Below are 24,344 nucleotides of genomic sequence, written 5' to 3' on the forward strand. Positions count from 1 at the left end.
GGTTAAGAGATGGAAGCTTTATCGGAAGTGTCACAAGTAAAAAAAGTAAATGGTGGTAGCGTAGTCTCACCAAAGGGATTTTATGCAGGTGGAGTACACGCGGGACTTCGTTATTCTAGAAAAGATGTTGGATTAATATACAGTGAAGTACCTGCTAGTAGCGCAGCTGTATATACATTAAATCAGTTTCAAGCAGCCCCACTGAAGGTCACTCAGCAAAGTATTCAGGAAAATGGAAAGCTGCAAGCGGTGATTGTAAATAGTGCATGTGCAAATGCTTGTACAGGAGAAAAAGGTCTACAAGACGCCTACTCCATGCGAAAGCTGACAGCTGATAAGCTTAACCTTGAAGAAACTTTTGTAGCGGTTGCTTCTACAGGAGTAATCGGTGAGTACCTTCAAATGGATCGAATTGCTGCAGGAATTTCAGAAATACAATTTGGTCAAACACAAGAAGATGCAGAAGGATTTCAAACGGCGATTTTAACGACTGATACATGTATGAAAAGCAGTTGTTACACTACTGAGATTGACGGGAAACTGGTTACGATGGGTGGAGCTGCAAAAGGATCCGGAATGATTCATCCAAATATGGCTACTATGCTTGGCTTTATTACTTGTGATGCCGCAATTTCTCCTGAGTCTCTTAAGAAAGCCTTAAAAAGTGTTACCAACGAGTCCTTCAATCAGATAACAGTTGATGGTGACACATCTACGAATGATATGGTCCTTGTAATGGCAAATGGAAAAGCTGGAAATGAGGAGCTTCATGAAGATCATAAGGATTGGGAAGCTTTCATTGAATTACTTAAAAATACGAGCCAAGACTTAGCAAAGCAAATTGCTCGTGACGGAGAGGGAGCAACAAAGCTAATAGAAGTGAGTGTCAAAGGTGCGGCTTCCAATGACGATGCACGTAAAGTTGCAAAGCAAATTGTAGGTTCGAATCTTGTAAAAACAGCTATTTTCGGTGCAGATGCAAACTGGGGACGTATTATTGGTGCGATAGGTCAAGCAGGTGTCGAAGTGAATGTTGATACGGTTGATATTAAGCTCGGTGAAACAACCATGTTATTAAATAGTGTGCCTCAAGTATTTTCAGAGGATGAGGCAAAGAAATATTTAGAGAATGATACGATTCATATTTTTGTCGATTTACAATTTGGAGACGGGGAAGGAAAGGCATGGGGATGTGACCTTTCTTACGATTACGTAAAAATTAATGCGAGCTATCGAACGTAAGGGGGCACTTAGGTTGTCAACGATCGTAATTAAATGTGGTGGAAGTGTACTAAACGAACTATCTTCAAGTTTTTTTGAAAGTATAAAAGAAATGAAGAAGAAAGGTTTTTCGGTGGTAATTGTTCATGGTGGAGGACCGGACATAAATGACATGCTTAAAAAGCTAAAAATTATGCCTGAATTTGTAAATGGACTAAGGAAAACAACGAAAGAAACATTACAAGTTGCTGAAATGGTGCTTACAGGTAAAACAAATCGTAAGTTGGTCGAACAACTGAATGATTTTGGTCTCAAAGCGCTAGGGTTAAATGGTAGTGACTCTAACCTAATTCAAGCAGAATACCTTGACAAAGAGCGACTTGGATATGTTGGTAAGGTCCAAGCGATTAATAAAGACCTCATACAATTAATGGTTGATTCGGGACATATACCTGTAATTACACCGATTGCGATAAATAAACAAAATGCCAAGCTTAACGTAAATGCAGATTATGCAGCTGCTGCGGTTGCGAGTGGTTTAGAAGCAGAGCAGTGCTTATTCGTAACAGATGTCGATGGAATTCTCGTAAACAACCAAGTGAAGAAAGAACTTAATAAGCGAGAAGTGAATGAATTGATTGAAAACGGTACGATATATGGTGGCATGATTCCTAAAGTCGAATCAGCTTTGTCAGCGATAGACATGGGGCTTAAGAGCGTAATGATTGTGAATGGGAAAAAAGGATTTTTTGAGAATGATCAATGGCTTGGTACTCAGATTTGTAGAAAGGAAGGGATTCTTCAATGAGTGGTCTTTTTCCAACATATGCAAGATGGGAAGTGGAGCCAGCTAAGGCTGTAGGTTCCTATTTATACGATATAAATAATAAGAAATATTTAGATTTTACTTCTGGAATCGGAGTGTGTAACCTTGGACATCAGCCAGAAGCTGTAAAAAAGGCTGTGATTCATCAGTTGGATCAATTCTGGCATGTATCGAATTTGTTTCCTCAAGAAAAGCAAGTGCTTGCGGCAAAAATGCTTGCTGATGCCGCTGGATTAGAGGCCGTATTTTTTGCAAATAGTGGTGCTGAAGCCAATGAGGGAGCAATCAAGCTCGCAAGAAAAGCAACGGGGAGAACAAAAATTATTACGTTTCAACAATCCTTTCATGGAAGAACGTTTGCGACGATGTCTGCGACCGGTCAAGACAAGATTAAAGAAGGCTACGGTAACATGCTCGAAACATTCGTTTATGTTCCATTTAACGATATCAATTCACTAAAAGCTGAAATGTCTCATGAAGTGGCTGCTGTAATGCTTGAAGTCATTCAAGGTGAGGGAGGTATACATGTAGGCGAAGAGGCATTTCTGAAAGATGTAGAGAAGCTTTGTAAGGAATATGGGGCGTTATTCGTTATTGATGAAATCCAAACAGGGATAGGTAGAACGGGAAAGCCTTTTGCTTTTCAACAGTACGATTTATCTCCTGATATCGTGACTTCAGCCAAGGGGTTAGGTAGTGGTTTTCCAATTGGTGCAGTAATCGGTACAGAACAGTTGGTGAGGTTTTTTGGACCGGGAAGCCATGGTTCAACGTTTGGAGGAAATCCAGTTTCCATTAGTGCTGCGATAGCTACGATGGAAGAGATCTTTGCTCCCGAATTCTTAGAATCCGTTGTTAAAAAGGGAGAATACACGAAATCGTTACTTGAACAGGAATTAAAGGATATTTCTGTAGTGAAGGAGATTCGTGGCTCCGGATTAATGATAGGTATTGAATTACAAAATTCGGTAGGTTCACTTCTAAAGGATTTAAGAGAAAGCGGATTGTTAGCATTACCAGCTGGTGAAAATGTTCTCCGTCTTCTGCCGCCATTAACTGTTACTGAGGAACAAATAAATGAAGCGGTAAATATAATTAAAATGGTCTTACAAAAATCGTATATAACAGCCTAAATGGCTGCTCTTTTTTACAGGTTGTTGCATAAAAATTAAGTTTCAGATATAAATATTCACAATTTACGAGGTGGAACAATGAAAGCATATGTGCATTTAAAAAGTGGTGACACGTTCGAAGGAAAATGGGTTGTCAAAACAGACAATGAACCAGTGTCCGGGGAGATTGTATTTTTTACAGGAATGACTGGGTATCAAGAAGTATTGACTGACCCTTCATATAAGGATCAAATCATCGTATTTACGTATCCTCTAATTGGTAACTACGGGATAAATCTTGAAGATTTTGAAAGTAAACAACCACATGTTGCTGGGGTCATTGTATATGAAGCTTGTATGAATAACTCTCATTACCAAGCTAAATACTCGTTAAGTGAATATTTACAAAAATGGGGAATTCCACTAATTGAACACGTGGATACGAGAGAAGTTGTAAAACAAATCCGAAACGAGGGTTCCATGCCTGTCGTGATTAACACGGATACCACTAAACCACAATCCTTCGAGCTTGGAGATATGGAAAAGGTATCGAAAGTATCTTCAACACAGATCTCAACGGAAGGGCACGAAGGAGATTTTCACGTCGTATTAATGGATTTTGGAAATAAGAAGTCGATTCAACACTCGCTGTTAAATAGAGGCTGCAAGGTAACAACTGTTCCTTATAATAGCTCATATGAAGAAATAAAAAAGCTTAATCCGGATGGCATTTTATTGTCCAATGGACCTGGAGACCCGAAGCATCTCAAGCATTTATTACCTAACATTTCAAAGGTCATTAAAGCGTATCCGACCCTTGGAATTTGTTTAGGTCACCAGCTAGCCGGTTTAGCTTTAGGAGCAGATACAAAGAAATTATTGTTTGGACATCGTGGTGCTAATCATCCAGTCATGGATAAAGAAACGAAGACGGTATTTATGACCTCTCAGAATCATAGCTATTACGTTGATGAAAAAAGCTTAGCTGGCACGGGTCTTAAAACTCGATTTTATAATTTACATGATTCAACGATTGAAGGATTTTTCCATGAAAGCTATCAGTTAATAACGACACAATTTCATCCTGAAGCAAACCCAGGTCCTTCAGAGGGTGAATATATATTTGATGAATTTTTGCAATTAATTAAAGAAAATAATGGGAGTCAAGTTGCATATGCCTAAAGATCAATCTATCACATCCATATTAGTCATCGGTTCGGGACCGATCATCATCGGGCAAGCGGCAGAATTCGATTATGCAGGCACACAAGCCTGCATGGCCTTAAAAGAGGAAGGGTACCGAGTTATATTAGTAAATAATAATCCGGCTACCATTATGACAGATAGTCATTTTGCTGATGCTATATATTTCGAGCCGCTTACAGTAGATGTTATCGAGAAAATTATAAAAAAAGAACAGCCTGATGGGTTACTTGCAACATTAGGTGGTCAAACGGGACTAAACCTTGCATTTCAATTAGCCGAGCATGGAATTCTTGAGAAATACGGAGTAAAGGTTCTAGGTACCTCCATTGAGTCAATTAAAAAAGGTGAGGATCGTTCCGCATTTCGTCAATTAATGAACGAGCTTGGAGAACCTGTACCGGAAAGTAAGATTGTTCATACCGTTGATGAAGCAGTCAGCTTTTCAAAAGAAATTGGTTTTCCAATTATCATAAGACCTGCATACACTCTTGGTGGAACAGGTGGAGGAATTGCATCAAATGAGGAGGAATTCCTCCAATTGGTCCAAGGAGGACTTAAGGAAAGTCCCATCCATCAATGCTTAATTGAAAAAAGTATTGCTGGTTTTAAAGAAGTTGAGTATGAAGTAATGCGTGATGCTTCCAATACATGCATTATCATTTGTAATATGGAAAATCTAGACCCAGTTGGAATCCACACAGGTGATTCAATCGTTGTTGCTCCTTCTCAAACATTAACAGATGAAGAATATCAAATGCTCAGGTCTGCTTCAATTAAGATCATTTCTGCGCTTGGAATCGTAGGTGGATGTAATATCCAATTTGCTCTAGATCCGGTAAGTAAGAATTATTACTTAATTGAAGTAAATCCTCGGGTAAGTCGTTCTTCTGCACTTGCTTCAAAAGCAACGGGTTATCCAATTGCGAGAATGGCTGCCAAACTTTCAGTAGGTTATGAGTTGTCAGAGTTAATTAATCCTGTAACAGGTGATACGTTTGCAAGCTTCGAGCCTGCATTGGATTATGTTGTTGTTAAGTTTCCAAAGTGGCCATTTGATAAGTTCCCAACCATTGAACGAAAGTTGGGTACACAAATGAAAGCAACGGGAGAGGTAATGGGAATCGACCGTAACTTTGAACGAGCACTTTTAAAAGCCATTCGCTCTCTCGAAATTAAGGTACAGGACTTAGAGATGTCCTCCTTAAAAACATTAAGTAAAGAACAATTATATGTTGAACTTGCAAAACAAAACGATGAGCGCTTTTTCATTTTAATGGAGCTAATGAGGCGTGGGGAAGAAGTAAATACCCTACATGAATTGACGAAGATTGACTTCTTTTTCTTGTACTACATGAAGAAGCTTGCTCAGTTAGAAAAGGAAATTTATGAAGTTACTATCCAATCTGTTACAAAGGAACAGTTACAGCTTTTTAAGGAAAAAGGATTTAGTGATCGTTTTCTAGCAAAAGCATGGAATGTGACGGAAGCAGAACTGAGAGAAACACGTAAAAAACACCGTGTTTTGCCAGCGTACAAAATGGTAGATACATGTGCAGCTGAGTTTTCTGCCGTTACGAATTATTTTTACTCCACTTACTTTGGAAAAAATGAACAAATTCCTTCAGATAAAAGAAAGGTAGTCATCGTTGGCAGTGGTCCGATTCGAATTGGCCAAGGCATTGAGTTTGATTACTGCTCCGTTCATGGAGTGTTTGCTTTAAAAGAAGAAGGTATTGAAACGATTATGATCAATAATAATCCGGAAACGGTTAGTACGGATTTTGCTACAGCTGATCGTTTGTATTTTGAGCCGTTAACCGTGGAAGATATTTTGAATGTGTTAGAAGCCGAGAAAACAAATGAGGTTATCATTCAACTAGGCGGTCAAACTGCGATAAACTTAGCGGAAGGTCTTGAACAAGCGGGAGTAACTATTTTAGGTACTGGTTCAGAGGTGATCGATGTACTAGAAGAAAGAGATAAATTTTATCAACTTCTTGATGAACTAGCGATCCCAAGACTAGAAGGCCAATTTGTAAATAGTGTTGAGGAGCTTAACCTGGCTGCTAACTCTATTGGTTATCCAATCCTCATTCGCCCTTCTTATGTTATCGGTGGAAGAGGTATGGTCACTATTAAGGAGTCCAGTGAGCTTCAAGTATTTATTGAAGAGACGGATTTACAGTTCCCATACCTTGTTGATCAATTTTTACCAGCAATAGAAGCAGAGCTTGACCTTGTCAGTGATGGAGAAAATGTCCTCGCCCCTGTGGTGATGGAACATATTGAACGAACAGGAGTCCATTCCGGCGATAGCTTGTCTGTGTTACCTCCACACACGTTATCAAAAAAAGTTCAAGAGAAAATGCTTTCTTATGCAACAAAAATTACTACTCATCTTAAATATAAAGGTCTTCTAAATATACAGTTTATAATCGATCAAGAAGATGTATATGTACTAGAAGTGAATCCACGTGCTAGTCGAACGGTTCCGATAATAAGTAAAGTTACAGGTGTACCATTAGTTCAAATTGCGACAAAAATATTGCTTGGGAAATACCGGTTGTCGAAAAATGATGAATCATTGAATTTAAATGATCTTCCATTTGTTTGTGTGAAGTACCCTGTGTTTTCAAATTATGCGTTAAAAGGGTTAGATTCAAAGGTGAGTCCAGAGATGCGATCAACTGGAGAAGGTATCAGTTTAGCAATGACTTATGAGGAAGCCATGAAGAAGTCCTTCCACACCTTATTGAAAGACCGACCAACTGGAAAAGTAGCGGTAAAACCAAGTTATATTTCAAAAATCAAAGAAGCTGGGATAGATGAAGAAACAATTATTGAGACAAATGAATTATCAGCAAACAAAGTAAAAGATGAGGCAATTATTGCTTATTACAACCCTGATCAAGGACTAGAAGACAAAAGTGTGAGGGAAACAGCTACGAAAAATCGTGTTCTTACATTCACAGAAGAAGAAACATTATTAGCATTTCTAGCTGGGCAAACAACAAAGGAATTTACTGTTCATTCACTTAATGAATGGTTATCAAAGAAAAGAGAGGTGAAGCTTACATGATCTCGGTTAAAACCAATGAGAAAAAAGCTGACTTAAAGGATATGTTAACATTAAGAGATTACTCTTCAGAACAAATTAATGATCTGTTAACAAACGCGATAAAAATTAAAAATGCCTTTAAACTAGGAGAGTCATATACGCCACTAAAAGGGAAAATTCTAGGAATGATATTTGATAAGTCTTCCACAAGAACACGTGTATCATTCGAAGCAGGAATGATTCAGCTTGGTGGGTCCGCTATGTACTTAAACGGAAAAGACCTGCAAATTGGTAGAGGGGAACCGATTTCTGATACGGCAAAAGTGTTATCAGAGTATATTGATGGAATTATGATCCGTACTCATTATCACCATACGGTTGAAGAACTTGCCAAGCATGCGTCAATTCCTGTCATAAATGGCCTAACAGATATGTATCATCCATGCCAGGCACTTGCTGACCTTCAAACGATTTTGGAATGTAAAGGCTCTTTAACAGGTCTGAAAATAGCCTATATTGGTGATGGCAATAATGTGGCACACTCCCTCATTATTGGTGCAGTGAAAATGGGAATGCATATCGCTGTCGCAAGTCCAGATGGATACGAACCAAATCCTGAGATTGTAGCGTATTCGAAAGAAATTGCTGAACAAACAGGTGGTTCTGTGATTATTACAAACGACGCTGTTGAAGCAGCCAATCAAGCTGATGTTGTGTATACAGATGTTTGGACGAGTATGGGTCAAGAAGAAGAAAATGAAATTCGCCTTAAAGCATTTGCCGATTATCAAGTTAATACAGAACTTGTAAAGCATGCTAAGCCTGATTATTTATTCATGCATTGCTTACCTGCTCACCGTGGGGAAGAAGTTTCCCATGAGGTGATTGATGGAGAGAACTCAGTTGTTTTCCATCAAGCTGGAAATCGACTTCATGCACAAAAGGCGTTACTAGTTGAATTACTTGGATAAAAAAGGATTCCTGCGATTTCGCAGGGATTTTTTTATTTGGGTAATACTATAATCGACCATTAGAAAGGAGTGGGATTATGGGACAAAACCATCGTTTTCGTTCAGGTGATAAGGCACCAAACAATGGTGTCTATATAGAGATTGGTGATACAGGTTCTATGGTTTCGAACCCGAAAAAAATTAAGTTAAAAGCAGGCGAACGCTTCCCAGAATCAACAAATGACGAGCGCCAATGGACATACGCTCCAAAGTACACTCATAACTAAGAAAGCCATCCTTTATGGATGGCTTTACTTATGCTAAAAATGGATTATAATAGAAATGAATAAAGGTCAAAAATGGTCAAAGGAGGAGCCTAATGGATTTTCAATCAATGACTGAGCGGGTACAGGTGGCGTTTTCGGAGGCTCAAGCGCTAGCCAGAAAATCAAACCATCAAGAGATTGATGAAGCTCACCTTTTTATTTCTCTTTTCAAAGAGCAGGACGGTTTAGCAACTATGATCATAGAACGTCTTCAGCTTTCAGTGGACCCGTACTTAGACCAGCTAGAGCAAATTAGAAAGAGAAAGCCCGAGGTATTAAGCGGTAATACACAAACCAATATATATATAACGTCTCTGCTTCAAAAACTTCTCCTTGAAGCAGAAAAAGAGAAGAATGCACTAGACGATCAATACATGTCTGTCGAACACTTATTGTTAGCAGCAGCCAGCGTACCTGAAACGACATTTAGTCAATATTTAAAGAAACATAAAATTAATAAGGAAAGATTATTTGAAGTTATTGATGAGATTAGGGGGAATCAAAAGGTGACTTCACAGAATCCAGAATCAACCTATGATGTATTAAATAAATATGGACGTGACTTAGTAGAAGAGGTAAAAAAGGGGAAGATTGATCCTGTTATTGGACGGGATGCGGAAATACGGAATGTGATTCGAATTTTGTCACGGAAAACCAAAAACAATCCTGTATTAATTGGAGAACCAGGAGTTGGGAAAACCGCTATTGTCGAGGGACTTGCTCAACGAATTGTAAGAAAGGATGTACCGGAAGGATTAAAGGATAAAACCGTCTTTTCACTTGATATGAGTGCTTTAATCGCAGGTGCAAAATTTCGAGGTGAGTTTGAGGAAAGATTAAAGGCAGTATTAAATGAAGTTAAGAAGAGTGATGGTCGGATCCTTCTATTTATCGATGAGCTTCATACCATTGTAGGAGCTGGTAAGACAGAAGGAGCAATGGATGCTGGGAATATGTTAAAGCCGATGCTTGCTCGAGGAGAGCTGCATTGTATAGGTGCAACAACTCTTGATGAACATCGAAAATACATTGAAAAAGATCCTGCATTAGAGCGGCGTTTCCAACAGGTGGTCGTTAGGGAACCGAATGTGGAGGATACTATTTCAATTTTGAGAGGGTTAAAGGAACGATTTGAAATTCATCACGGAGTAAATATTCATGATCGAGCAATCGTTACAGCAACTCTATTGTCTGATCGCTACATCACAGATCGCTTTTTGCCGGATAAAGCTATTGATTTAATCGATGAAGCTTGTGCCTTGATTCGGACTGAAATTGACTCGATGCCAACCGAATTAGACGAAGTATCTCGGAGAGTCATGCAATTAGAGATAGAAGAAGCTGCATTAGTGAAAGAAGAAGATAGTCAGAGTAAAGAACGCCTTCATCTTCTACAAAAGGAACTGGCAGAGGTAAGGGAAAAAGTTGCTACAATGAAGGCTAAGTGGCTTATGGAAAAAGAAGGGATTCAAAAGGTCCAAGAAAAAAGAGAGCAATTAGAGAAATTAAGAAGAGAGCTTGAAGATGCAGAAAACCAATATGATTTAAATCGTGCCGCAGAACTTCGGCATGGGAAAATTCCGACAGCTGAAAAAGAGCTTGAACTGTTGGAGGAAGAAATGAATTCCAAGCAAGGGGAACGATTGCTTCGTGAAGAGGTTACAGAGGAGGAAATCGCAAATATCGTCTCTCGTTGGACAGGTATCCCTGTTGTGAAGTTAGTAGAGGGAGAAAGAGAGAAGCTTCTTCGGTTAGAAAGCATTTTACAAGAAAGGGTAGTTGGACAATCTGAAGCAGTTGAACTCGTTTCTGATGCCGTTTTACGAGCGCGAGCTGGAATTAAAGATCCCAACCGACCAATTGGGTCGTTTATTTTCCTCGGGCCAACAGGTGTTGGTAAAACAGAATTAGCAAAAGCACTTGCGCAAGTATTATTTGATAGCGAGGAACAAATCATTCGTATCGATATGTCTGAATACATGGAAAAGCATGCCGTTTCTAGATTAATTGGTGCACCTCCAGGGTATGTCGGTTATGAAGAAGGTGGACAGCTTACTGAAGTGGTGAGAAGAAAGCCTTATTCAGTCATTCTATTAGATGAAATAGAGAAGGCTCATCCAGAAGTGTTTAATATATTATTACAAATGTTAGATGATGGGAGAATTACCGATTCTCAAGGAAGAACGGTAGATTTTAAAAATACAATTATTATTATGACCTCCAACATTGGTTCTCATATATTGTTAGAAAACCAATCCAATAAGGATGAGGGAAAGGAAAGAGTCCTTCAGTTATTAAGAACTCATTTCCGCCCGGAATTTTTAAATCGAATTGACGAAATAATTACCTTTAATCCTTTAGATATATCAGCGATTAAAGAAATTGTTAGCAAATTAATAAAGGAATTAAGTCATCGGGTCAAGGAACAAAATATACACGTGGAAATATCGGATACGGCAAGAGAGTATATTGCTACACATGGATTTGATCCTGTATACGGTGCTAGACCTTTAAAAAGATTTATTCAGCGGAATATAGAGACCCTATTAGCCAGGGAAATTATTTCAGGTAAAGTTAAGGAGAAAAACACTGTACAGATTGAATTGGTAGACGGTAAAATAAAATTAAATATCGTTTGATCAAATTAAAAAAGTCATCCCTCAAATATGGATGACTTTTTTCAAACATTTTTTAGTAAGATTAATGTGATTCATGACCGCTTGGCTCATTCGGTAATACAGCACCAATAACAAAAATTAGTACCGCAACAATCACTCCAACGATGGCACCGGTTTCAAAATGAAACGCAACTCCAATCATGGACGAAACGACGTATGAAAGCATTTGTACTAATAAGAACGTCCAGAAAAATGTCCAAAAGTAACTCATTTTTTTCACCTCTTACATATTGAAATCTTCATTCATCTTACCATATCGCTATAAAATAATAAATGAATATTGACAAAACAAAGTAGAATTTTATCAGTTAATCCACCGAATTTAGGCTAATCTCCCTTTCATTTTAAATAATGATTCATACATTATTATGAGCAAAATGACGTTGAAGGAGTTTTTAGTATGGAGAACCGAAACTTTAAACTGGATACCGAATGGAATATGATTCATTATCCCGAAAAACCACGCGGTTTCGGTATCTTAATTATTGGTGACGAAAGACATTTTGTTGATGAGAAAAATAGTTTTTGGACGCAGAATGAAGGGAAATGGACACTCATTCAGAAACTTAGAGAATCAGGATACACGGTCTTTTATTCCAACCTTTACGGAAAAAATTGGGGAAGTGACAAGGCAGTTAAGCTAGCGAAAAGACTCTATGAGTATATTATTCGTACTGAAATAATTAATGAAAATATTCATATTTTAGCTGAAGGCATGGGAGCACTTGTTGCCTTAAAGCTTATTGATATGATGGAGGAGAATATCCGTTCAACCGTGCTTATCAACCCTATTCTTTCTTTAAAAGACCATTTAGAGCAGGAAAAGGAGCATAAATTCTTTTATAAGAAGCTTATGAGAGAACTGTCTCAATCCTACGAACAAGAGCATCATCAGATTGTTGAGTTACTAATCAGTGAGCAGGGTGACCAACATGTGAAGCCTAAAACCCCAACGAAGATTATTCATGTCCTGTCTGGAAATCGTGCCTATAAGCAATCCAATTTACTCAAAGAATTATCTGTGAAGTGGGAGGATTCAAATGCTCCTGTTACTGTGTGTTATATGCTGCCAGAGAAAAAACAACAAATCGCTCAACAAGTTACAAAATTTTTAAAACAACATGAAAAAGTATTGTAATAAGGAACTAAGAATAGTGGTGACTCCCTGCGCATATACTGGTATATCGAGTAACAGGGAGGCTTTTTTTATGGACAAGGTACTTGTACTTGGGGCTTTAGGTGAGATCGGATTTAAAATGACCGCTTTATTATTAGAAGAAGGCTATGAAGTAAGAGGGATTCATCTTCAATCAGGAGACGAGACGGTTTATAACAATAGAAGAATGGAGATAGGAAGAAATGCGAATTTTGAAGAAATCGGTTTAAATGAGTGGGTTCAACAAGATGATCTCATTACAACATCAACGGTGGTATTTTTGAATAGCTTTGATGAAAACGTAAAGCGTGTTTGGATGGATGAAAATAGTCATGTAAAAAGAAAGCTACAGGCAATATCTTCAAATACTAAATCCTCAATTGTATTTATTCACCCTTTCACAGAGTGGGAGAAACGAAATCTTAATGAGTATGAGGAAAATGTAATGTGCTTTTTTGTGTCGTTGCCCCATGAAGTGAAGAGTAGTCATGTAGGTGAAGAATCTGAACGAAAAGAGTTTTCTTCCATTTTTAAAGCCATAATGGACGTAGTTGGTATGTGGTAAAACAAAAAAAACTTTTCATTCTTTATATGTTAAAGGTAGAATGTAATAGATATATAGTAAGTGATTGGACTTTCATTTTAGTTGACTGTCCTTTTGAAAGGCGGAAAAGAAAATGCGTAAAATGTTTGTTCGGGTTGGAGTATTACTTCTTTTATGCCTGTCCTTCCTGACAAGCTGTGGACAACCTATGTCTTCTGGCGAGCTTAAAAAGGTCGGATTATTGGTGCCAGAAACCATTAACGATCAGGTTTGGGGGACTAAAGGGTATAAAGGAATGTTAAAAATTCAATCCCGTTTTAAAGTTGACGTTTATTATAAAGAAGACATGAACTCAGAGGCAATCGTGGAAAGAGCGGTAAAAGAGTTTCAACAAAAAGGAGTTAATCTCATTTTTGGACATGGCAACGAGTATGGTCCTTATTTTAATAATCTAGCAGAAAAATACCCTGAAATACATTTTGTCAGTTTTAACAGTGATGCTCATGAGGAAAATACTACTAGCTTAAACTTTGAAGCATATGCTATGGGTTTTTTTGGTGGAATGGTAGCAGGGAAAATGACAAAAACAAATGAAATAGGGATTATTGCTGCATATGAATGGCAGCCAGAAGTAAAAGGATTTCTTGAGGGAGCACAATACCAAAATAAGGATGTAGCTGTACAAATCGATTATGTCGGCCATTGGGATGATGATGATAAGGCCTTAAGCTTTTTGGATCATATGATAAAGAACAAGGTGGATGTAATCTATCCAGCTGGTGACGGATACAATGTGCCAGTTATTGAGAAAATAAAAGAAAACGGATTGTATGCAATAGGGTTTATTTCCGATCAGTCTGATTTAGGGGAATCAACGGTTCTAACTAGTACCGTTCAGCATGTAGATAAACTATATGAATTAGTTGCTGAAAAATTCAGTAAAAACGAGTTGAAATCAGGAAACCTATCCTTTGATTTTCAAGATCATGTGATTTCCTTAGGGAAGTTCAGTCCTGATGTGGATCAAGCATTTGAGGATGAAATAACAGCTTTAATTACTAAGTATAAAGAAACGGGTAAATTGCCAAATCAATAGGAGGAATAACAACATGTCTCAAGACAAAACAATGGAATTTATGGGAATTGCTATGAAATATTTACCGGAGGCTAAGGAGCAACTAGAAAATGCAGGTATTGAATTATCTATGGAGCTCATTCAACCATTTATGACGTTGTTTACGAAAGTTATGCAGGAAGCATATGAACTTGGCGTAAAAGATGCAAAGCATGAGGAATAAAAACAAGGCTGATTCTCTAACAATAGAGGTATCAGCCTTGTTTTATTTATTTTTTAGAGTTTAAAAATGATGAAATGACCGGCTTGATTTGCTTATATAAAGGTTTCAGGCTTTGTGCAGATGTCATTAACGTGTCAAAATGATTCATAAGTTCGGGTATATTTACATTGTTGATTGCTTTTTCGATGGCAGTTTGGCTTTTAGGAGAAGTATTCAAAGAGTCGTCTTTAGGGTGTGACCTTCTTTTTCCAAAAAGCCATTCATGCTCGGACATTCCTTCAACACTTTCCATTTGCTCCGTCTCTTGATTGGGTTCTCTTCTCGATGGAAACATTAGTGTTGAAAAGGGATCTCTTTCATCTTTTTTACTCAGCATCATTCTACCTCCTTTCGCCCTTATTAATAGGGTATGAAAAGGAATTTAGAATGTATGGACGATAGAAGGGAAATGAGCATAAATAGGATAAAAAGATTGATAAAACGGGGAACTACTGTTAAAATTTTAGTACCAAGTCATAATAATTGATAATAAAGTTAGTTATATAAAGGAGCTGGGAACATGAAGGCGGGAATTATCGGTATTGGTAGATGTCTTCCAGATAAAGTGTTAACAAACGCTGATTTAGAAAAAATGGTTGATACCTCTGATGAATGGATTCGCACACGAACAGGTATTGAAGAAAGAAGAATAGCTGAAAAGGGCGTTAATACATCGGATTTAGGCTTCGAAGCTGCAAAAAAAGCCATTGAAGATGCAGAAATTTCAGCTGAAGAAATTGGCTTAATACTAGTAGCAACGGTGACACCGGATCAACCGTTTCCTTCTGTTGCTTGTATGTTACAAGAGAAATTAGGCGCTGTAAATGCTGCAGCAATGGATATTAGTGCGGCATGTGCAGGATTTATGTACGGAATGATTACCGCTAAACAGTTTATTGAGAGTGACAGCTATAAATATGTGTTAGTAGTTGGTGTTGAGAAATTATCAAAAATTACGGATTGGCAAGACCGAAATACAGCTGTATTGTTTGGTGATGGAGCCGGGGCAGTAGTTATGGGAAAGGTAACGGAAGGTAGAGGTATACTGTCTTTCGAGCTGGGAGCTGACGGTACAGGTGGAAAGCATCTTTACCAGGAAGATTACATCGTTATGAATGGTAGAGAGGTATTTAAATTCGCGGTCAGACAAATGGGAGAAAGTAGCGTGAATGTTCTTGAGAAGGCTGGGCTTTCAAAGGAAGACGTTGACTTCTTAATTCCACATCAGGCGAATATTCGAATTATGGAGGCTTCGAGACAAAGACTAGAGCTTCCTGAAGAAAAGATGTCGAAAACAGTTGATAAATATGGAAATACTTCAGCAGCATCCATTCCGATTTCATTGGTGGAAGAGGTAGAAGCTGGTAAAATAAAAGAGGATGACCTGATCGTTATGGTAGGCTTTGGCGGAGGATTAACTTGGGGTGCCATTGCCATGCGTTGGGGCAAGTAATTATTTAAGTTATAATATTTATTAAAGAAATCAAAGGAGTTGCCAGACATGACAAAGAAAAGAGTTGTTGTAACAGGAGTTGGCGCTGTTACTCCAGTTGGTAATAATGTTGAAACAGCATGGAACAATGTATTAGCAGGTGTATCGGGTGTAGGACCGCTTACAAGACTGAATGCAGATGAATACCCAGCAAAAGTAGCTGCAGAGGTAAAGGACTTCCAAGTTGAAGATTTTATTGATAAAAAAGATGCTAGAAAAATGGATCGTTTCACCCATTATGCAATAGCAGCAGCAAAGATGGCGGTTGAAGACTCAGGACTTGAGATTAATGACAGCAACTCGCATCATATTGGTGTTTGGATTGGATCAGGTATCGGAGGAATGGAGACTTTTGAAAGTCAGTATGAGACGTTTTTAAGTCGAGGTTATCGAAGAGTCAGTCCGTTCTTTGTACCGATGATGATTCCGGATATGGCAACAGGCCAGGTTTCAATTATGCTAGGAGCAAGAGGATTTAACTCTTGTACAGTAACTGCTTGTGCAACAGGTACTAATTCAATCGGTGATGCCTTTAAGGTTATTCAGCGAGGAGATGCAGTTGCTATGGTAACTGGTGGAGCGGAGGCACCTATTACAAAAATGTCTGTCGCAGGTTTTTGTGCAAACACGGCACTATCAACGAACCCAGACCCAAGTAAGGCAAGTCGTCCTTTTGATTTAAATCGTGATGGTTTTGTTATTGGAGAAGGAGCAGGAATTGTCGTATTAGAAGAATTGGAGCATGCTCTAGCTCGTGGGGCAAAAATCTATGCAGAAATCGTTGGCTATGGAGCAACAGGTGATGCCTACCATATTACTGCACCAGCACCAGGTGGAGAAGGTGGAGCGCGCGCAATGAAAATGGCGATCAACGATGCCGGTTTAAACGTCAATGAAGTGGACTACGTGAACGCACATGGAACAAGTACGGATTACAATGACCGCTTTGAAACATTAGCTCTTAAAGAAGTGTTTGGTGAACATGCGTATAAGCTTGCAGTGAGTTCAACAAAGTCTATGACGGGGCACTTGCTTGGAGCAGCAGGGGGAGTTGAAGCAATCTTTAGTGTATTAGCGATTAAAGAAGGCATGATTCCACCTACAATTAACTATGAAACACCAGACCCAGAATGTGATTTAGACTATGTACCAAATGAAGCTAGAAAACAAGAAGTACAAGTAGCAATGAGTAATTCACTTGGCTTTGGTGGTCATAACGCTACAATCGTTTTTAAAGCATATAAGTAAAATGAAACAGAGTGGAGTAATATCCGCTCTGTTTTTTTTATGGCATTAATCAAGTTTTGGTTATTTTTTCATAATATGCTATTACATTGTAAAAGAAATGGGGGAGTTGGGTGGTAGTTGCACGTACGGATGAATGGCTAGATAAAGAGTTTTCGAATCCTGTTGCTATATGTGAAAGATTTTTAAAAGAGTTTGACGAAAGTGATTCAAAACCTATATATGAATATCTTTCCTCGTTTGGTATGTATCGGCCAAACCGTTCAAGCTTTCAAACATTTGAGAGATTAAAAAAGAAGAAAACATGGGAAACGATTAACAATATTTATGAAAAGTATAGAAAAAAGTGGATTGGCCCACCCGTGAATATCTATATTTTCCCTATTACTCAATCAAACAATACTTTTTTTAGAGAACGCAAAACAAGAAAATCTGGGGTTTCTTTTCCTGATAGAATGTTTTTGTTTATCGGAGATTATGAGGATGAAAATGAATTAGAGGCATTATTTGTTCATGAATACCATCATGTGTGCCGGATGAAAAAACAAAACAGGAATCCGTTAAAGTATACTTTACTAGACTCCATTATTTTAGAAGGATTAGCAGAATTAGAAGTAGAAAAAAACTGTGGAGCAGATTATTTGGCTGATTGGTGTCAATTTTATAGTAAGGAAGATATAGAAATGTACATGAAGAAATATATCATGCCCAATTTAATATTAAAAAAAACAGATAAACAGCATGATCAATTATTATTTGGTTTTGGTGCATATCCAAAACTATTAGGTTATGCATGTGGGTATTACCTTGTTAGAAAGTCTTACAAGGAAAATTACTTTTCTACAAAAATGTCATTTACAATTCCAGGAAAATATTTTATTACGAAATACGAAGAAACCTAGTTGTATCAAGGGGTTCAAATATACTTTAAAGCCTTAAAGTAGAGGCTTTTTTTGTTTTTTCAATAACTTGAATGTTTTCAATTGTTAAAAAAATCTTGCAATTGTCATTTAACTGTAATAATATTTTAATCAAATAGACCAATTGACTGAATAATTAAAAAAACGTAAGAGGTGTCCGATGAGCGTAAATACTCAATTACATAAAGATACACCTTTGCTTGAGGTGAAAAACTTAGAAACTGCATTTTCTATTGATGGTCAATACTATAATGCAGTGGATAAAGTATCATTTTCTGTTAAACCACGTCAAATTGTTGGAATTGTGGGCGAGTCAGGTTGTGGTAAATCGGTAATGAGTTTGTCAATTATGAAGCTCCTACCAAAAGGCATCGGTAAAATTAAGTCGGGAAGCATACAATTTGAAGGTGTGCATTTAGAACAAATGTCAGATAAAGAGATTAATAGTATTCGGGGAAAAGAGATTGCAATGATCTTTCAGGAACCTATGACCTCGTTAAATCCAGTGTTTTCAATTGGCTTTCAAATTCAAGAAGTGTTATTTAATCATATGAAAATCTCGAAAAAAGAAGCGAGATTAAAGAGTATAGCTTTGTTAAAGAGTGTAGGTATTTCAAGACCTGAGAAAATTATTGATGAGTACCCGCATCAGCTCTCTGGAGGTATGAGGCAAAGAGTTATGATAGCGATTGCAATCGCTTGTCAACCTAAGCTGTTGATTGCTGATGAACCGACGACAGCTCTTGATGTAACGGTTCAGGCACAAATTCTAGAACTGCTTAAAGATATCCAAAAAGTGAATGATATGTCAGTCATTTTAATTACTCATGATCTTGGGGTAGTTGCAGAAATGTGCGATGAGGTCATCGTTATGTATGCAGGAAAGGTTGTTGAAAAAACAGATGTAGATACCTTGTTTCACGATCCGAAACATCCCTACACAAAATTGCTAATGGGTGCAATCCCACGAATGGATGAGGATGTTGAGGTGTTAAGTTCCATTAAAGGAATTGTTCCATCTTTAAAGAACATGCCGAAGGTCGGCTGTAAGTTTGCTGCCCGATGTCCTCAAGCGATGCCAGAATGTACAAGTATTACGCCGCTACTAGCAGAAACAGACGAGGGGCACGAAGTTTCCTGCCTGCTATATCCATCCAGCAGGCCAAGAGAAGGAGTGCAAGCATAATGAATATGGAAGTAAAGGAAAAGACATTAAATAAGAAAGATAAGAGAAATAATGATGTTCTTCTCGAGGTGAAAAATCTTAAAACCTATTACCCTATTAAGGGTGGAATTCTTAGAAGAACTGTTGCTGTTGTCAAAGCAGTAGATGATATTTCGTTTGAAATTAAAAAAGGGGAAACACTTGGCCTGGTTGGTGAATCTGGCTGTGGAAAATCGACGGCAGGCCGTACTATATTGCGCTTATTAGATGCAACAGACGGGCAGATTATTTTTGACGGAGATGATATTACTAATATTCGTGGTATATCGCTTCGAAAGGTACGAAAAGATTTTCAAATGGTGTTTCAGGATCCATATGCATCGCTAAACCCAATGATGATGGTCGGAGATTTAATTTCAGAGCCTATTAGAAATTTCACAAATAAGCGCTCTAAGGAGCTAAAGCCAGAAGTAATGGAGCTTTTAACTAAGGTAGGATTACCTGAAGATGCCTACTACAAATACCCTCACGAATTTTCAGGGGGACAAAGACAAAGAATTGGTATTGCGAGAGCGCTTGCATTAAAGCCAAAGTTAATAATTGCGGATGAGCCGGTTTCTGCTCTAGATGTTTCCGTTCAATCACAGGTATTAAATTTGTTAAAAGAACTTCAGGATGAGTTTGATTTAACCTTCTTATTCATCGCTCATGATTTAAGTGTTGTAAAACATATGAGTGACCGAATCGGAGTAATGTATTTAGGTGGACTAGTGGAAGTAGCGGAGAAAAACAGCTTATATGCAGAGCCGTTGCATCCATATACACAAGCTTTAATTTCTGCTATTCCTGAGCCGGATCCTAGGAAAAAGAAGGAAAGAATTATTTTGGAAGGCGATGTGCCAAGTCCGATTGATCCACCGAAAGGGTGTACATTCCATCCGCGCTGTGCTCATGCAAAGCCCGAGTGTCAGCAGGTTAAGCCAACTTTAAAGGAGGTGAAGCCTGGGCATAGAGTCGCATGTCATTTATACAACTAGCAGAAAAAAACTATTTCCGGGGGGAAAACAATGAAAAAGTCATCATTATGGCTTGTTTCTGTAATGTTGATCATGTCTCTATTTTTAGCAGCATGTTCAAAAGAAACAGCTAACGAAAAGCCTGCAGAGGGTGATAAGCCAGCAGGAGAAGTAAAAGAAGGCGGTACAGTAACATTTGGTTATACACAACCATTCAAAGGTGTATTATCGTATGCATATTACGAAGGAGAAGATGATGTTAATGCTCTCCAATTTATGCATGAAGCTTTAATCAAAACGGGTGATGATTTAACTCCTCAACCAAACCTTGCTACATGGGAACTTTCTGAAGACCACATGAAATTAACGTTTAAGCTTAAAGAAGGCGTGAAGTGGCATGATGGGGAAGAACTAACAGTTGAAGATATGGAGTATGCTTGGTACTTAATCGCAGATCCAACTTATGAAGGTGCACGTTTTGCAAACGTAGCTATGATTAAGGGTGCTCAAGAATACCATGATGGAACAGCTGAAACAATCGAAGGTATTAAAGTAATTGATGATTACACAATTGAAGTAACAGTTACAGAACCATCTGTAAACTTATTAGATAATATTTGGGTATATCCAGAACCAAAGCATTACTATGGAGATATTTCTTCAAAAGAATTACCAGATTCTGAGCAAATTCGTAAAAATCCAATTGGGGTAGGGCCTTTCAAGGTTAAGAATATTGTTGCTGGTGAAATGATCGAGTTTGAACGCTTTGATGATTACTGGCAAGGTCCTGCGAAATTAGACGGAGTTGTTTACAAAATCATTGACGGATCTTTAGCACAGGGCTTAATCCAAAACGGTGAGGTAGATGTTATCGAAGCACCGAAGGATCAATGGGCAGCTATTAAAGAGCTTCCAAACGTAAATGCAGTTGAAGCAGATGCGATGTCTTACAGCTATATCGGATTTGACTGGGGTCATTACGACAATGAAAAGGGTGTAGTTGTATCTGATAACCAAAAATTCCAAAATAAAGCTTTACGTCATGCGATGGCTTACGCTATTGATCGTCAAGCATTTATCGATGGTTTTGCAAACGGCTTAGGAAAACCATTAAATACGCCATTCCCTTCAGTTTCATGGGCAAAAATTGATGATTCTGAAATTAACGGTTATGAGTATGATGTAGAAAAAGCAAAAGAACTACTTGATGAAGCTGGTTACAAAGATGTAGATGGCGACGGTTTCGTTGAAGATCCAGAAGGAAAGCCATTCACTGTGAACTTTGATGCAATGGCTGGTGCTGAAACTTCTGAAGCTCGTGCTCAATTCATTATTCAATCTTGGCAGGCGATTGGTCTTAATGCAAAGCTTAACGGTGGAGCGTTAAAAGACTTCAACCTATTCTATGACACAATTGAAGCAGATGATCCTTCTGTTGAAACGTTCATGGGTGCATGGGGACTTGCAGCAGATCCAGATCCAGCTGGAATTTGGTTATCTACAGACAAGTGGAACATGTGGAGATGGTACTCTGAAGAGTCTGATGAGTTAATTAAAAAGGGTGTAACATTCCCAGAAGATGAGAGCATGGACATTACAGAGCATCGCCAACAATATTATGATGAGTGGCAAAAACTAGTTAACGAAGAGTTACCGATTATTTTCTTTGAACAACGTATTGATCCTTGGGCAATCAATAAGCGTGTTCAAAACGTAAAAGTTACTCCTTTTGGTACAGATGATTTCCATTTATGGGCTGTAACAGAGTAATGAAAATTACATTTTAGTTTGATAAGGGGAATTGAGCATGCTACAATACACAATTCGTAGACTAATAGGTATGATTCCAATTATTTTCCTTATCTCAGTAGTGGTATTTTCCCTGGCAAAGCTAATGCCAGGGGATGCCCTATCTGGTAAAATCGATCCGCTAAACTCAGATCCAGCTTATATAGAAGAAATGCGTGAAAAAATGGGATTAAATGACCCTATTCATGTACAATACATTCGCTGGATGAGTGGAGTGGTCAAGGGAGATTTTGGTGATTCATTCGTACACAAACGCGAAGTAATGGAATTGGTTGGTGATCGCCTTCCAAACACAATCATTTTAGGAGTATCTGCACTTTTAATTACGTATTGTTTAGCTTTTTTAATGGGGAGATTTTCAGGGCGATACGCCTATAGTATCGGCGATTACCTCATTTCAGGATTTAATTATTTAGCTCTAGCAATTCCGAGCTTTGTTGCAGCATTGGTTGCTATTTATATTTTCTCTATTAATTTAGGTTGGGTACCGGCCACAGGAAGTATTGGCTCAGGTGTGGAACCTGGTACATTTGAGTATTTTATTAGTAAAGCGAAACATACGATTTTGCCGGCACTAGTGCTAGGATCTCTCGCTACTGCATCCTATACACAATTTTTGCGTAATGATATGATCGAAAGTTCTCGTAAAGATTATGTTCGTACAGCAAGAGCGAAAGGTACGAAAGAATCAACGATTTATAATAAGCATATACTAAGGAATTCTATTATCCCAATTGTTACATTACTAGGATTTGATATTGCCAGTATTTTTGGTGGTGCAATTATTACAGAAACCATCTTTACATATCCGGGAATCGGGTATCTGTTTGTTGAGTCAGTTAATGCTCGTGACTATTCTGTTATGATGGCTATTGCTATGATGTTAACGGTTTTAACATTAATAGGTAATTTAATAGCAGATCTATTGTACGGATTAGTAGATCCACGAATTCGTTTAAGTTAGGGGTAGGTGAGAGAATGGAACCAGTTACACAACCAACTACAGTAGCTGTTGGGAGCATGATAAAGCCTCCTAAGAGCCAATCACCATGGGCTCTCGCCCGCCGGAAATTTTTGAAAAATAAAATTGCGATGATTAGTTTGGTATTTTTAATCATGGTTACTGTATTATCAATCCTTGCTGAGCCTTTGACGGTACCCGTCGAGGAAACAGCTAAAATCAATCTTACGCAGATGAGTAAGGAGCCATCGGCGGATCATTTTTTTGGAACTGATAAGTCAGGTAGAGATGTGTTCGCTAGAACTTTACACGGTGGACAAACGTCACTATTACTTGCATTCTCAATTACAATTGCAGTCATAACGATTGGTTCAATTGTTGGTGCAACTGCAGGTTTCTTTGGTGGATGGGTTGATAATGCTTTAATGAGATTTACCGATTTTATGATGAATTTCCCATTCTTACTATTTGTAATTGTATTAAAGTCAATTTTCTTAGAATCTAGCACAGCTACCCTGATTTTTGTTATTTCGGTACTGAGCTGGACAGGTACAGCTCGTCTCGTAAGAAGCAAGGTAATGGCTGAGAAGGAAAATGAGTATATTTTAAGTGCGATTTCAATTGGATGCTCACCTTTCAAAACAATTACAAAGCATTTACTTCCAAACGTTATGTCTACAATTATCGTCCAAGCAACATTAACGTTAGCTGTTATGATTGTTGCAGAAACAGGTCTTAGCTTCTTAGGTTTTGGGGTACCGATGAATATCCCAAGCTGGGGAAATATGCTTCAAGAAGCGCGCAGTCCCGATGTGTTGACTAGTAAATGGTGGATTTGGATTCCACCTGCAGCAGTGCTAACAGGCACGATTTTATCCATTAATTTTATAGGTGAAGGATTTAAAGACGCTTTTAATCCTAAATCAAACAGATAAATCTACCAATTCCAACTGGTAGATTTTTTTTTGTCAACATAAGTTGTCCATCCCTAACATATGTATGTAGAAAAGAGAGCTGGGGGAAGTGCGATGGAGAGAGTGGGGAAATCTCTATGATTATGAGGATTTTCCTTTTGCTTACTGGTTTTGGACTAGCAGTACTCGGGGGGATAAGTACAGTTGCGTATCTAAACTTATTAACGACAGGATATACAATGATGGACTATTTTGAATTTATTAAAAGTCGTGTAGAGTGCTATCTATTCCTAGTAGGTATGTTGATTATATGGTTAAGTATTTATTTTCCGGGTAAAGAGGAATAAAACATAAATTGGATTAAGATTTCATAAAAGGAATAAATTAACGGTAACCTGCCCATACTGA

Annotated in this window: 23 protein-coding genes; 21 read left to right on the top strand and 2 right to left on the bottom strand. The window is 38.1% G+C overall.

Translation table 11 applies throughout. The features are described 5' to 3' along the window. Positions 1-9 precede the first annotated feature (9 nt). From argJ to clpB, 8 genes are all read left to right on the top strand, one after another. Positions 10-1,242 carry a bifunctional ornithine acetyltransferase/N-acetylglutamate synthase gene (gene argJ / locus M3175_RS16800; protein ID WP_251521342.1) on the top strand — a complete coding sequence of 411 codons (1,233 nt, stop codon included), beginning with the start codon at positions 10-12 and terminating at the stop codon, positions 1,240-1,242. A gap of 13 nt (positions 1,243-1,255) precedes the next feature. Further along, positions 1,256-2,029, top strand: a complete 774-nt coding sequence (gene argB / locus M3175_RS16805) for an acetylglutamate kinase (protein WP_251521343.1) — start codon at positions 1,256-1,258, stop codon at positions 2,027-2,029. Continuing rightward, on the top strand, positions 2,026-3,180 hold the full coding sequence (gene argD / locus M3175_RS16810; RefSeq protein WP_251521344.1) for an acetylornithine transaminase: 1,155 nt from the start codon (positions 2,026-2,028) through the stop codon (positions 3,178-3,180). Before argB ends, argD begins: the two co-directional genes overlap by 4 nt. 78 nt (positions 3,181-3,258) lie before the next feature. Then, a complete protein-coding gene (locus tag M3175_RS16815) occupies positions 3,259-4,341 on the top strand; it encodes a carbamoyl phosphate synthase small subunit (protein WP_251521345.1) in 1,083 nt (360 codons plus the stop codon). Beyond that, positions 4,334-7,444 (top strand): carbamoyl-phosphate synthase (glutamine-hydrolyzing) large subunit, encoded by a 3,111-nt coding sequence (gene carB / locus M3175_RS16820; protein ID WP_251521346.1) that lies wholly within the window; start codon positions 4,334-4,336, stop codon positions 7,442-7,444. Before M3175_RS16815 ends, carB begins: the two co-directional genes overlap by 8 nt. Continuing rightward, positions 7,441-8,394, top strand: a complete 954-nt coding sequence (gene argF / locus M3175_RS16825) for an ornithine carbamoyltransferase (protein WP_251521347.1) — start codon at positions 7,441-7,443, stop codon at positions 8,392-8,394. Before carB ends, argF begins: the two co-directional genes overlap by 4 nt. 77 nt (positions 8,395-8,471) lie before the next feature. Beyond that, complete coding sequence (locus M3175_RS16830) at positions 8,472-8,660, top strand: YjzC family protein (RefSeq protein ID WP_160546405.1); 189 nt, start codon at positions 8,472-8,474, stop codon at positions 8,658-8,660. A 92-nt stretch (positions 8,661-8,752) separates the two neighbouring features. After that, positions 8,753-11,338 carry an ATP-dependent chaperone ClpB gene (gene clpB / locus M3175_RS16835; protein ID WP_251521349.1) on the top strand — a complete coding sequence of 862 codons (2,586 nt, stop codon included), beginning with the start codon at positions 8,753-8,755 and terminating at the stop codon, positions 11,336-11,338. Between the two features lie 61 nt (positions 11,339-11,399). Here clpB and M3175_RS16840 read toward each other — a convergent pair whose 3' ends face one another. Beyond that, on the bottom strand, positions 11,400-11,588 hold the full coding sequence (locus M3175_RS16840) for a YjzD family protein (protein WP_251521351.1): 189 nt from the start codon (positions 11,586-11,588) through the stop codon (positions 11,400-11,402). Between the two features lie 189 nt (positions 11,589-11,777). Here M3175_RS16840 and M3175_RS16845 point away from each other — a divergent pair, with 189 nt between their 5' ends. The 4 genes from M3175_RS16845 (at position 11,778) to M3175_RS16860 (ending at position 14,375) form a co-directional block, all read left to right on the top strand. Further along, the gene (locus M3175_RS16845) at positions 11,778-12,515 is read left to right on the top strand and encodes an alpha/beta fold hydrolase (RefSeq protein ID WP_251521353.1); all 738 of its coding nucleotides are present in this window, start codon (positions 11,778-11,780) and stop codon (positions 12,513-12,515) included. A gap of 70 nt (positions 12,516-12,585) precedes the next feature. Continuing rightward, complete coding sequence (locus M3175_RS16850; RefSeq protein WP_251521355.1) at positions 12,586-13,098, top strand: hypothetical protein; 513 nt, start codon at positions 12,586-12,588, stop codon at positions 13,096-13,098. A 121-nt stretch (positions 13,099-13,219) separates the two neighbouring features. Beyond that, positions 13,220-14,173, top strand: a complete 954-nt coding sequence (locus M3175_RS16855; RefSeq protein ID WP_251521603.1) for a BMP family ABC transporter substrate-binding protein — start codon at positions 13,220-13,222, stop codon at positions 14,171-14,173. A gap of 13 nt (positions 14,174-14,186) precedes the next feature. Further along, positions 14,187-14,375, top strand: coding sequence for a ComZ family protein (locus M3175_RS16860; protein WP_251521357.1), 189 nt, complete (start codon positions 14,187-14,189; stop codon positions 14,373-14,375). A gap of 46 nt (positions 14,376-14,421) precedes the next feature. On the opposite strand, the gene M3175_RS16865 is transcribed toward M3175_RS16860, so the two are convergent. Next, entirely contained in the window at positions 14,422-14,751 is a 330-nt protein-coding gene (locus tag M3175_RS16865; protein WP_251521360.1) for a hypothetical protein, read from the bottom strand. Between the two features lie 183 nt (positions 14,752-14,934). Here M3175_RS16865 and M3175_RS16870 point away from each other — a divergent pair, with 183 nt between their 5' ends. The 9 genes from M3175_RS16870 (at position 14,935) to M3175_RS16910 (ending at position 24,283) form a co-directional block, all read left to right on the top strand. After that, the gene (locus M3175_RS16870) at positions 14,935-15,867 is read left to right on the top strand and encodes a beta-ketoacyl-ACP synthase III (protein WP_251521362.1); all 933 of its coding nucleotides are present in this window, start codon (positions 14,935-14,937) and stop codon (positions 15,865-15,867) included. A 48-nt stretch (positions 15,868-15,915) separates the two neighbouring features. After that, positions 15,916-17,154: a beta-ketoacyl-ACP synthase II gene (gene fabF, locus M3175_RS16875; protein WP_251521363.1), complete on the top strand. Its 1,239-nt coding sequence runs from the start codon at positions 15,916-15,918 to the stop codon at positions 17,152-17,154. 110 nt (positions 17,155-17,264) lie between these two features. After that, entirely contained in the window at positions 17,265-18,053 is a 789-nt protein-coding gene (locus M3175_RS16880; protein WP_251521365.1) for a DUF2268 domain-containing putative Zn-dependent protease, read from the top strand. 178 nt (positions 18,054-18,231) lie between these two features. Continuing rightward, positions 18,232-19,257, top strand: coding sequence for an ABC transporter ATP-binding protein (locus tag M3175_RS16885; RefSeq protein WP_251521366.1), 1,026 nt, complete (start codon positions 18,232-18,234; stop codon positions 19,255-19,257). Positions 19,258-19,262: 5 nt separating this feature from the next. After that, complete coding sequence (locus M3175_RS16890; RefSeq protein ID WP_251521605.1) at positions 19,263-20,273, top strand: ABC transporter ATP-binding protein; 1,011 nt, start codon at positions 19,263-19,265, stop codon at positions 20,271-20,273. Positions 20,274-20,303: 30 nt separating this feature from the next. Then, on the top strand, positions 20,304-22,022 hold the full coding sequence (gene opp4A / locus M3175_RS16895) for an oligopeptide ABC transporter substrate-binding protein (protein ID WP_251521368.1): 1,719 nt from the start codon (positions 20,304-20,306) through the stop codon (positions 22,020-22,022). A 37-nt stretch (positions 22,023-22,059) separates the two neighbouring features. Then, positions 22,060-23,025 (top strand): oligopeptide ABC transporter permease, encoded by a 966-nt coding sequence (opp4B, locus tag M3175_RS16900; RefSeq protein WP_251521370.1) that lies wholly within the window; start codon positions 22,060-22,062, stop codon positions 23,023-23,025. A 14-nt stretch (positions 23,026-23,039) separates the two neighbouring features. Further along, on the top strand, positions 23,040-23,957 hold the full coding sequence (gene opp4C, locus M3175_RS16905; protein WP_251521372.1) for an oligopeptide ABC transporter permease: 918 nt from the start codon (positions 23,040-23,042) through the stop codon (positions 23,955-23,957). A 116-nt stretch (positions 23,958-24,073) separates the two neighbouring features. After that, a complete protein-coding gene (locus M3175_RS16910; protein ID WP_251521374.1) occupies positions 24,074-24,283 on the top strand; it encodes a YuzI family membrane protein in 210 nt (69 codons plus the stop codon). Positions 24,284-24,344 lie beyond the last annotated feature (61 nt).

It is taken from the genome of Robertmurraya korlensis, assembly GCF_023715225.1.
GTDB lineage: Bacteria > Bacillota > Bacilli > Bacillales > Cytobacillaceae > Robertmurraya_A.